Source organism: Hydrocarboniphaga sp. (genome assembly GCF_028291725.1).
GTDB lineage: Bacteria > Pseudomonadota > Gammaproteobacteria > Nevskiales > Nevskiaceae > Hydrocarboniphaga.
Genome location: NZ_JAQGNT010000081.1, coordinates 1 through 9,951, shown reverse-complemented (window position 1 = coordinate 9,951; position 9,951 = coordinate 1). Strand labels below are relative to the sequence as shown.

Annotated in this window: 12 protein-coding genes and 1 pseudogene; 10 read left to right on the top strand and 3 right to left on the bottom strand. The window is 60.1% G+C overall.

Going from position 1 to position 9,951, the window contains the following annotated elements; all coding sequences use genetic code 11:
- The first annotated feature begins 449 nt into the window (after positions 1-449).
- The 6 genes from JWQ90_RS21380 (at position 450) to JWQ90_RS21355 (ending at position 3,393) form a co-directional block, all read left to right on the top strand.
- The gene (locus JWQ90_RS21380; RefSeq protein WP_299697022.1) at positions 450-671 is read left to right on the top strand and encodes a hypothetical protein; all 222 of its coding nucleotides are present in this window, start codon (positions 450-452) and stop codon (positions 669-671) included.
- 268 nt (positions 672-939) lie between these two features.
- The gene (locus JWQ90_RS21375) at positions 940-1,176 is read left to right on the top strand and encodes a hypothetical protein (protein ID WP_299697021.1); all 237 of its coding nucleotides are present in this window, start codon (positions 940-942) and stop codon (positions 1,174-1,176) included.
- A complete protein-coding gene (locus JWQ90_RS21370; RefSeq protein ID WP_299697020.1) occupies positions 1,173-1,451 on the top strand; it encodes a type II toxin-antitoxin system RelE/ParE family toxin in 279 nt (92 codons plus the stop codon). The genes JWQ90_RS21375 and JWQ90_RS21370 overlap by 4 nt, the downstream gene beginning before the upstream one ends.
- Before the next feature lie 94 nt (positions 1,452-1,545).
- Positions 1,546-2,784 (top strand): hypothetical protein, encoded by a 1,239-nt coding sequence (locus JWQ90_RS21365; RefSeq protein WP_299697019.1) that lies wholly within the window; start codon positions 1,546-1,548, stop codon positions 2,782-2,784.
- The gene (locus JWQ90_RS21360) at positions 2,781-3,113 is read left to right on the top strand and encodes a hypothetical protein (protein WP_299697018.1); all 333 of its coding nucleotides are present in this window, start codon (positions 2,781-2,783) and stop codon (positions 3,111-3,113) included. The genes JWQ90_RS21365 and JWQ90_RS21360 overlap by 4 nt, the downstream gene beginning before the upstream one ends.
- 7 nt (positions 3,114-3,120) lie before the next feature.
- Positions 3,121-3,393, top strand: a complete 273-nt coding sequence (locus tag JWQ90_RS21355; RefSeq protein ID WP_299697017.1) for a hypothetical protein — start codon at positions 3,121-3,123, stop codon at positions 3,391-3,393.
- Positions 3,394-3,446: 53 nt separating this feature from the next.
- Here the strand turns inward: JWQ90_RS21355 and JWQ90_RS21350 are convergent, their stop codons facing one another.
- The gene (locus JWQ90_RS21350; RefSeq protein WP_299697016.1) at positions 3,447-4,934 is read right to left on the bottom strand and encodes a S1 family peptidase; all 1,488 of its coding nucleotides are present in this window, start codon (positions 4,932-4,934) and stop codon (positions 3,447-3,449) included.
- An 827-nt stretch (positions 4,935-5,761) separates the two neighbouring features.
- Between JWQ90_RS21350 and JWQ90_RS29285 the strand changes: the two genes are divergently transcribed.
- Together JWQ90_RS29285 and tnpB (JWQ90_RS29280) are read left to right on the top strand one after the other, a co-directional pair.
- Positions 5,762-6,049 carry a nucleotidyltransferase domain-containing protein gene (locus JWQ90_RS29285; RefSeq protein WP_366919564.1) on the top strand — a complete coding sequence of 96 codons (288 nt, stop codon included), beginning with the start codon at positions 5,762-5,764 and terminating at the stop codon, positions 6,047-6,049.
- 391 nt (positions 6,050-6,440) lie between these two features.
- Positions 6,441-6,581 (top strand): annotated as a pseudogene (gene tnpB, locus JWQ90_RS29280) (IS66 family insertion sequence element accessory protein TnpB); the annotation flags it as partial.
- Positions 6,582-6,612: 31 nt separating this feature from the next.
- On the opposite strand, the gene JWQ90_RS21345 reads toward tnpB (JWQ90_RS29280), so the two are convergent.
- On the bottom strand, positions 6,613-8,706 hold the full coding sequence (locus JWQ90_RS21345) for a recombinase family protein (protein ID WP_299697015.1): 2,094 nt from the start codon (positions 8,704-8,706) through the stop codon (positions 6,613-6,615).
- Positions 8,684-8,881, bottom strand: coding sequence for a hypothetical protein (locus tag JWQ90_RS21340; protein ID WP_299697014.1), 198 nt, complete (start codon positions 8,879-8,881; stop codon positions 8,684-8,686). Before JWQ90_RS21340 ends, JWQ90_RS21345 begins: the two co-directional genes overlap by 23 nt.
- 297 nt (positions 8,882-9,178) lie before the next feature.
- On the opposite strand from JWQ90_RS21340, the gene tnpB (JWQ90_RS21335) reads away from it, so the two are divergent.
- Both tnpB (JWQ90_RS21335) and JWQ90_RS21330 read left to right on the top strand, forming a co-directional pair.
- The gene (tnpB, locus tag JWQ90_RS21335; protein ID WP_299697013.1) at positions 9,179-9,400 is read left to right on the top strand and encodes an IS66 family insertion sequence element accessory protein TnpB; all 222 of its coding nucleotides are present in this window, start codon (positions 9,179-9,181) and stop codon (positions 9,398-9,400) included.
- The coding region (locus tag JWQ90_RS21330; RefSeq protein WP_366919563.1) for an IS66 family transposase zinc-finger binding domain-containing protein at positions 9,352-9,951 on the top strand (600 nt) is incomplete at its 3' end. The genes tnpB (JWQ90_RS21335) and JWQ90_RS21330, both read left to right, overlap by 49 nt.

The following is a 9,951-nucleotide window of genomic DNA, read 5'->3' as shown; positions in this document are numbered from 1 at the left end:
CATTGGCACATAACGCGGGGAATGCGCGCCATTGGTCCGCGGCACTGTCGCTACGCTCCGCGCCACGGCCCAACGGTGCGGGCTGTCGCCCCGCGCATTCCGCGCTATGTCAAATGCCCGCCGACAGGGGCCTGTGGCCCCTGCAAGGCCGCTCCGCGGGTGCGCTTGCTCGCCGCTGTGCGGCGAGGCGCTGCAGCCGACGTCCTTGCCTTCGGCAAGGCCCGCGGCTGAGCTTTGAACATCAACAGCCAAAGCCACAGCGGGGCCGGCTCGTGCTGAGAGAGAAAGCTCCTGCTGTATGCCTTCAGAGATTAGCGCCGTGCTCGGCTTGTCCAGGGCTACGCAAGTCGCGCGATGAAGCCGCGCGACCCTGGACAAGCCTGCGACTCGGCACTGGGAGGGACCGGCAAACAGCACTCGCTCCGAGTGCTGCGTAACCGGAGAACACCATGCACATTCCCAACGTCAACGAAGTCATCGAGGCCATCCAGAACCACAGCGCGCTGAAGCTGGCCGGCATCCGGTTTCCGGAACGCCTGGGCGAGCTGGAGCGCCGCTGCCAGCAGCTCGGCGGGATGATCGAGATCACGCGCCGGCTCAAGCTCGACCGGCGCCTGGAGCGCGCGCTGGAGGCGCACCGGGGGGCGCTCAAGCGCGAGATCGAGGGCTAGTGAAGCTGCACAGCAGAGGCGGCTGGCGCCGCCTCTGTTTTAGCCGCTGCGCGGCTCGCGGCTAAACGAAGCAGCCGGGCGGCAGCGGACCAGGGCGGAAAGCGGGTCAAAAGAGTGAGGGCACGGATTCGCAAAGTGTGGGACATTTTGCGGGAGGGTCCGTGCCCTCGGACGCTGCGCTGGCCGCCGGCGCGGTGCGCCGAGGCGGGCCGGCTTCGCCGGCGCAGGGCGAGCGGCTAAACTGAAAACTGCACCCGAGGACATCACCATGCCGACCCCCAACACCGCCGCTACGCTCAAGCAGAAGGCGCACGCGCTGATCGAACATCTGCCCGAGAATGCGACCTGGCGCGATGTCGCTTACCAGGCGGCGGTGCGCGCGGAAGCCGAGGAAGGCTTGGCCGACATCGCGGCTGGCCGTGTCATCGACGGTGATGAGATGCTGCGCTGGATCGATAGCTGGGGCACCGACCACGAACTCGAAGCGCCGCAGCTCCCGCGGTGAGGCTGCGCTTTACCTATCGCGCGGCGACCGACCTACAACGGCTGCGCGCTTTCATCGCCAACGACAATCCGCTGGCGGCGCGCCGCAAGATCGATACGCTGCGCCGCTCGATCCGGCTTCTGCTCGATCAAACCCACCTCGGCCGGGAGATCGACGAGGCCAGCGGCATGCGTCAGTGGATCGCCGACGACTACGTCGTCCGCTATTTCGTCGACGATCAAGTCCTGACCGTCAATCGCATCTGGCACGGCAAGGAAGACCGGCCCGCGCCTTGATAGGCGCGCGCCTGCAGGCCAAAAACCGCACATCGGGGGTCTGACCAACATTTCCGCCTTAGCTGCCATCGAAGTCCCGCGTAAGCGCCGGAGAATGCGCAGGAAAAGTGCGCATGGCTACGATTTCCGCGTCCGGTGCATTGTTTTTGGCAATGCGCTCGGGAATTCCATCGTGGGGGCGATGCAGCAGACGGCGGCCGAGAATCTGACGGCCGAAATCGAACAGAACCTCGACCAGGAAAGGCAGCAGTCCTACTCGCAGATCAACGAAGCCATCGCTCAGTCACAGCAGGAATTCAGTGATCAGGTCGCCACTGATTTCGATGCGGGTGTCGATCACGATCTTGATCTTTTTGCTGCGCAGCAGACCGAACGCGGCCTGGTTTCCGGTGCAGAAGGCGGCTTTAGTTCGCCGAACCTGAGTGGTTTGGCTGCTCAAGCCGCGAACGTGAAGTTCAATGTCGCGGACCCGGCGGAGTTTAATTTCCTGCAAGCTTCGCAGGCTCTGCGTCGGCAACAGGATGCTCAAGCAGCAGCGGCTACGGGAGCGAAGAGTGCCGAAGTTCAGGCAGCTTTGGAGCGAGGGAATTACAGCGAAGTGGTCCGCTTGACCGATGAATCACTTCGACTGAATGACCCGGTTGGGTATGCACTTGCCAACCAATCTCAGCTTGCACCGTCTGCAACAACTCGGGCATTGGGCGCTGTGCAGCTAACCTTCGGAGCGGTTGATATCGGGGTGGGCGCGGCACTATCAGCGACGGGCGCCGGAGCAATTTTGGGTGTTCCGCTGGCGATCTACGGAGCCGATCAGTACATCGCGGGCTCTCGCTCCTTGAGCACAGGATATGGTGCTGACTCGGGTCTATATCAGGCTGCCGTGTTTGCAGGGGTGTCGCCTACGGTTGCACGAGACATTGAATTCGGGATGGGGTACGTCGTTGGTTTCGGGGGTGTTAGCGCACTCTTGTCGGCATCTCGAGCCGAATCGGCGATAACGACCTCGGTCTTGGACGATAGCGTCGGCGCAATGCGACGACGTGAGTTTGAGGGAGCTGACTACCATGGCAAGGTGGGCAATGACGTCAAGAGTAGAGGTCCAGTAAACGGCCAGGATGCGCTAGACAATTCAGTTGTAGTGAAGCCTACCTCTCCTCGTCGTGTAGGCATCGACTACGAGACTGGCGATTTTGTGGTTCTTGATCGGACGATAAACAATACCTATCATGGGCATGTCCGTGATTTCCAACAGCTGCATCCCGACATGCAGCGAGCATTGATCAATGCAGGAATGGTAAACAAGCACGGCAGCATTACCGGTGGCTCGCAATGACTTTATTTACCAATCCGTCTCCAGTCACTAAAGAGTCGGCTGAAAAGACTTTTTCGTCCAGAGATCCGATGGCTATTTGCACAGCTTTAGTCTCCCTTGCATTTCATGAGGAGGACTGGAGATGGGTGCAAAAAAGGTGCTTATATTTTCTTGAGAGCGATGATGAAGACATAAGCGGCCTTGCAGCCACCTGCCTGGGTCATATCGCGAGAATTCACAGACAGCTCGACAAGGACGTCGTGGTACATGCGCTCAGATCGAAACTATCGAATGCAAAAATTGCAGGTCGGATAGAGGATGCTCTGGACGATATCGATACGTTTATCTGATCACGTCATGCTGGCAGAGAACCAAAACCTGCCAAGCTACGACACTGGGACAAGAAGCCCGGCTTTCGCCGGGCTTCTTCGTTTTAGCCGCTGCGTTTCTTACCGCTGCTGCCGGCGCCGCCCCCTCTTCGTTACGCCGGACGATCTCGACATAGTCGTGCGCATCGCCGAATACCGCTACGACTACGATGCGGACAACCGGGTAGTGACGGAAGCCAAGATCGACTTCGAGACTCGAGGGACAACGACCTACCGTAAGCGTCTGCCGATCTCACCTTGACGCTCGCTGATCAAATCAGTGTGGCGTCAAGGTGAGATCGGCAGACGCTTACTTTAGGGGCAGCCACTGTAGTAAACGAGTGCCACAGGATCACCAAAATTTCCGCAATAAGTTGAGGTGCAAGCGCGGACTTTGAAGTTACTCGAAACAGTGCTTGAGGAAGCTGTAACCGTTGTGCTGACCCCGGTTACCGTCTTCGACAGATAGTACGGATATGATGTGCCAAGCGATTGCCACACCTCATAACTATTTGCTCCACTAACGGACGTCCATCCCAATCTGTATTTGCCGTTGCAGGAGAGGAGGCTCGCCTCGGTAACTTGAGGGACGCCAAGCGATGCTCCTGGACCCATTATCAGCGATACGTTGTATTGAGACAGAGTGCTTGAGATAGGATAGAAATAGCTGTAATCATCGCTATCAGCGCAAGTCTTTGTCGACCCGCCACTTAGTACGCCCTGCGCTTGGGTATCCCAGATAAATGGGCCGCCCGAGTCTCCAGGTTCAGAGCAAGCGGAGGCTTTCGTCATCCCCGTGACAGTCTGGCCTGAACTGTAGTTCACGGTGACATTCTTACTTTGCACCGTACCGCAATGCGGTCCTCCTGTCGTCCGCCCGTATCTGCAAACCGTTGCACCGATGGCAGCTTCTTGCGATCCGAGGATCGTTACGTTTCCAGAAGCGCTGCAACTTCTGTCAGAAACCGAACCAACGCAAGGTTGAGGGGTCCAACTACTGTTAACTTGAACCAGGGCGTCGTCCGGTCCAGGAAATCGGCTTCCAGTGACGGTTCCTTGAGAAACCCCATTATACCCACTGATGCTATCGCCAGTTGTGCCCCCTGTGCAGTGTCCCGCCGTGACAAATCCACCGGTCACGGAGAAGCCTACAGAGCAGAGCAGGCCGTCAGTTAAGTTGTGAATTTCGTCTCCACCACGCACATCGTAGAGGAGCACTGGTCTATCAGCAGTGGTTTCAACAATCGCGACAATGCGGCTATTAAGCCCCGCCGCTACAACCAGATTTCTTGCATTCTCGGCGGCCGACGCGTTCCCCGCGGGAATAGTTAGATAGACCGAATTGTTGGGCTCGTCGATACCCCATTCCCAGATAGTATCGAACTGTTCTTTCGGCAATCCCGCGGCGACCAAATTCAGCTTCGAAACTCCAATCTCCAGTTCGCGATAGCTGTGCCGAACCAACCTTGGCTCCGCTCCGGCCGATTTGATTTTATCGATGGTTTTCGGGCTCGTTGTGGCGACAACCAATTTAGCACTGCTGGAATCGAACCAAGCACCGGCATATGTATCCCCGAGCTCATTTCTAAGTCTCGGATACAACTTAGTCATCGAAGCCTGCTCAGCAGCAAGTCGCATGTCCGCTGCACTTTCAGATATTCGTAGATCGCGCGCGACGGCAGAAGCTAAGTTGGACTCCGAAGCACTAGCGACTGAACTAGTTGCTTGTACTGCTAGAAAAAAGATAAGTGACGGCCACGAAGCTGAGATACTCCGGTGGTTACTCATAGTTGAACGATGCATGAGATAAACTCCCCTTGGCAGACGTTGGAAACAGCGCGACAAGTGCAAATCCACTTACGAGAGCGCGACCGTTGCCATGCGACAAAAAGCGCTTCGACTGATCCGGGCGCGGCGTAGGCCGACGCCATATGAAGCGCCGCGACTAGCGATACCGCCCCTCACGATCGACTCCCTGTATACCGGCCCCTCGTCGACTATTCGATGGTAGCAGGACGGCATCGGGGGAGACTGAGACGTGCTTCACTATTTGCGAGGTGCGCGTCCATAGCTACAGTGCTTTTGGACGTGTCTCTTCGACCTTGACCTGGCACAAGATCACCTGAGCGCGAAGCTTCAGACGAAATGCGCATTCGAGGCCTGCAAGTCATCCGATTCGTCCGCCTGCCGCCACTGACGCTGGCCCAGGCTCGATTCCCGTTGCTGTCGTACGCAAGCGTCGTGCCGCCACTGTTGGCGCTGGAGCCTTGCGCGCGCGTGATCCGATTGAGTTGGTCATAGCCGTACCAATAGTTCTGGGTGGATGACGCCGGATCGCTCGTACCGTTGGTCAGGAACCGGGAATAAATCCGCCGTCGATTGCCGGTTGCCAGATTGATATCACCACCATTGGTGAAGTCGTAGGCCGAGCGCTCACCCGGCATGCGGATCGTTCCCGAAGGCTTGTGCGTATTCCGCGCGAAGCCGGTCCGCGATTCCGCGGCATGTCGGTCCAGGATTCCGCGGCATGCCGGTCCACGATTCCGCGTGATGTCGGTCCAGTGAGGTGAGGCGGGATAACCCCGCTACCGTGGCCCCCATTTCTTTGAAAAGGGGTCGCTGGTGGCGCAATCGAGGTTATCCGTGCGCAAGATTCGAGAAGTTCTTCGCCTCAAGTTCGAGGCAGGTGTAGGCGAGCGGCAGATTGCCGACGCGGCGGGGAACTCGGTGGCGACATATTTGTGCATGGCAGCAGAGCGGCCGGAACGGCACGGGTTGATTCAGACATAGATATAGGAATTCGCTTAGGTGCAGCTGAGTTTGACGATTTCTTAATGAATCAGTCGCGTCTTGGCAAGGCAAATCCAGGATCGGCTGCCGAGCGAACATTGACTTATGCACAAGAGAATGGACTGTAAGCGTCTGCCCGCCTCATCTACCGACCGGTTGATCTGATCGGCAATCTTGCCTCACGCACAGGCGAGGAGGCGGGAGGGTGAAGAGGAAGTCGAAGCAGGCGTTGTGGACGCGCCGCATACGGGCGTTTGAGGCGAGGGGACAGACCCGGGCGGCGTACTGCCGGCAGCACGGTCTGGCGGTACGCTCGCTGGACTACTGGCGGCGACGGCTGTCGTCGGTGTCGGAGGCGGCGGCAGCGGCAGCAGTGCCTGCGTTTGTTCCATTGCGCGTGAGTTCGCCCGCGCCATTGACTGAAGCACTGCTGCTCGAGTGCAGCGGAGGAGCCCGGCTACGGTTACCGCGTGATTGCGATCCGGCGTGGCTGGCGCAGCTGCTGACGGGGCTGCGCTGATGCTGCGGCCATCGAGCTGGTGGCTGGCGATCGAGCCGATCGATCTGCGCTGCGGTATCGACCGTTTGCTGGTGCTGGTACAGGCCGTGTTCGGGCGCGATGCCTTCGATGGCGCGGCTTACGTGTTCCGAAATCGATCGGGGAAGCTTGTTTCATTGTGCATCTCTCCTTTCAGAATCCAGGTAGTTTCAGCGTCTTCCCATCCTGCAGCACGGGGAAATTTTGTGGCCGGCGATCCATCACGCTTCGGACACCTATCTTCACGGCCTGGGTATCAAGCGCCGCCAAAGGTATCTGCCACGGAGCTGAGGGCATGATCTGGGAGGCTGGCAATACGCCCTCTCGAATCAGGCGGTGGACGGAGCCGGCGCAGATCTGAAGGCGACGCGCGGTTTCGCCGACGCTGATCATTTTGTCGGTGGGCACCGCTGGATCGAAAGCTGCGATGTCCAGTCGCTCGCGCATCTGGCGCACCCGCACCGTCGTCCATGACTGGCCGTCGCTCGATTTGCAGCGCATTCGGTTCATCGTGACGGCCAGCTCCCGATCAGACCACTGCCCGCCGAGTTTTCGCAGGACCTCCACCGCCGACGGATAGCGGTCCTCCGGATAGCGGCCGCAGCGTACGCGCGCGACGCGTATTTCCGTATGGCGACCGCCGACCCAGTGCACGGTGACGACCGCTTCGTTTGAAGCATCGTCGAGGTCGATAACGACCTCCTGGACCAGGATGCGCGTGAGTCGCTGTTTGGTGCGCGGATCGGTGCCCGGCGCATTCCATACGGACGGCAGGTCATAGGCGAGCGCCATCAGAGCTTGACGGTCGATCTTGGGACGGGACGTCGCGCCGGCGTCCAGATCCACGATGCGCTGTTCCAATTGCGCGACATGCTCAAGCGCGGCGTTCCAGCGCGCCTCCAGCTCACGCGCGACCAGTCGCTTCGCGGGATCGACAGCCTCGTGGCGGCGAGCGGCAAGCGAGGCCTGGTAGCGTGCCTCTTCGAGTTCTCGCAGGAGAGCCAGCCTGATGTCGTCGTCTGCTCTTGACACCTGTTCGACGGCGTGGATCGCCGCCTCGACCGCGACGTTCGACACCGCATCGAGAATCTGGCTGGCGACAGCACGATCGATACGCATGCCGCCGATTCCGATGCACAGTCCAGTGGCGCCATGCTCGATATCGCCGCGGCACTGGTAGCGATGCGCATGGCCAGACTGCATGGAGTACAGAACGCGCATCATCCGGCCGCAGCGACCGCATCGCACGAGGCCCGTTAGCAATGCCTTGCCGCCGCGCGCGGACTTGCGCGACGTACGGCTTTGCATGTGCGCGTTCTCCGAAATCATCGTCTGGTTTTCCTCAAATTCCTGCCAGCTGATGTACCCCGGATGGTGGTCTTGCAGCAAGACGCTCCAGGCTTGTATCGGTCTCTTGTGGCCGACGGTTTTCCGCGCTCGGCCGTCGACGACGTGCGTTCGTTGGGCGGTTCTGCCAAAAACGTAAGCCCCGGCATACACCGGGTGTTGGAGCAGCTCGATCACCGTGTGATACGCAGGTGACTTCCATTCGATACCGCTGTGTCCGCCTCGGCGCTGCCGCAGAACAGGGAAATCGATCTGAGCTTGCTTGGCCCATAGCAGAACCTGACGCGCGCTACCCAATTCCCGAAACTTTCGGAAGACGAGTTGAATCGCTTCAGCGACACGCTCGTCCGGATCCTTTTCGATCTGCCCCAGTTCGTTCCAGCAATAACCCGGCGGCAATGCAAAACGAAGTTCGCCACGCTTGGCCTTCGAGTCGCGCGCGGCCAGTCCGCGTTGCTGCAGCAGATTCAGCTCGTACTCGGACATCGTTCCCTTGAGGCCGAGCAACAAGCGATCGTTGATCAGCCGCGGATCATAGACACCGTCGGGATCGATCACGAGTGCGCCGACCAAGGCGCAGAGATCGATCAGGTGATGCCAGTCGCGGCCATTGCGCGCCAGACGAGAGGCCTCGATGCAGTACACCGCGCCGACCAGGCCGCCGCATACCGAAGCCACCAGTTTCTGAAAACCGGGCCGCTCGACCAAGCCTGACCCGGAGCGCCCCAGATCATCATCGATGATCGTGACCGATGCGAAGTTCTGCTGGCGCGCGGTTTCGGCCAGCGCATACTGCCGTCGCTGGCTCTCCGTGTGTTCGATGACTTGTCCCGCGCTCGACTGTCGCACATAGACAACCGCTCCCCGGCTGAGATGATCAGGCGTGATCTTCAGGCTCATGGCCGACCCCCGGTTGGCTTTCCCGATCGCTTGTGCCGTTGCCCATCGCTTCGAGGAGCAGGTCCGCCAGCACCTGCACCAGAGCTGCGCGAAGATCTTCGGCGGGTTCGTACTGCGCCTTGTGCTCGAAGCTGAGACGAAGTTGTCTCTTCGATCGGTATGCTGGCTGTTTCATCGGATGGACCCTCCCGCCGTGGAAGATCCAATGATCGGCCTGCGGCCGACTTCGTCGACAGAGACATCAGCACACGGTGCAGCTCTGTCAGCGCTCCGATTGTGACCTGCGGGGTTCCCAGGGACATCGCGCCGCACACCGTCGCATCCACCATCCACGCCGGCAATTCCCGCGACATTCCCTTCGGAACCTCGACATGGATCATCGATCCGCGACGGGTAGAGGTCCGCCACAGTTGGACGCGCTGACCGTGCAAGGGATGCCACGGGTACTCGATGACGACAAAGCCCGATCGGTATGCGGAATGTCGGTCGCTTCGGCACGCGCATCAAACTCGTGCTGGGTGACGCCACCGGCGTTTGGCTGTGCGTGCGCCGTTTGCAGGAAGGCCGTTTCCGCTGGCCGCGTCCTGGAGAAACACTGTGCGAGATCGACGCGCAGCAGTTCGAGTGGCTGTGTAAGGGCGTGGATTGGCAGCGGCTTTCCGCGAGCACAAAAGGCTTGGCGCATGCGCTGTAATCGGCGAAAATATCGGCATGGATTTGAGCGCCCTACACACGACTTCGGACATCGAATCGCTGCGCAGTCTGGCCCTTCAAATCATCGAATCACGCGACGCCGAGATTCAAGCGCATCGCCGCGAAAACCACTATAAGCAAACCAAGATCGACGCGCTCACCGCCGAGATCGCGCGCCTGCGCCGGGTGCAGTTCTCGGCGCGCTCGGAGGCAATGAATCCGGAGCAGCGGGCGCTGTTCGACGACGCCATCGCCTCCGATATCGCGGCGGTGGAAACCGAGATCGAAGCGCTGCAGTCGCCGGCCGTGCGCAGTGCCCGGCAGACGCCGAAACGCGTGCCGCTGCCGGCCCATCTCCCGCGGGTGGAAACCCGCCATGAGCCGGAATCCTGCACATGCGGAAGCTGCGGCAGCGCCCTGACGCTGATCGGCGAGCACGTCAGCGAGAAGCTCGACTGCAAGCCGCTCGAGTTTTTCGTGCGTCGCGACGTGCACCCGCAGTACGCCTGCCGGGCCTGCGAGACGGTGACGGCGGTGCCGGTGGCCCCGGCG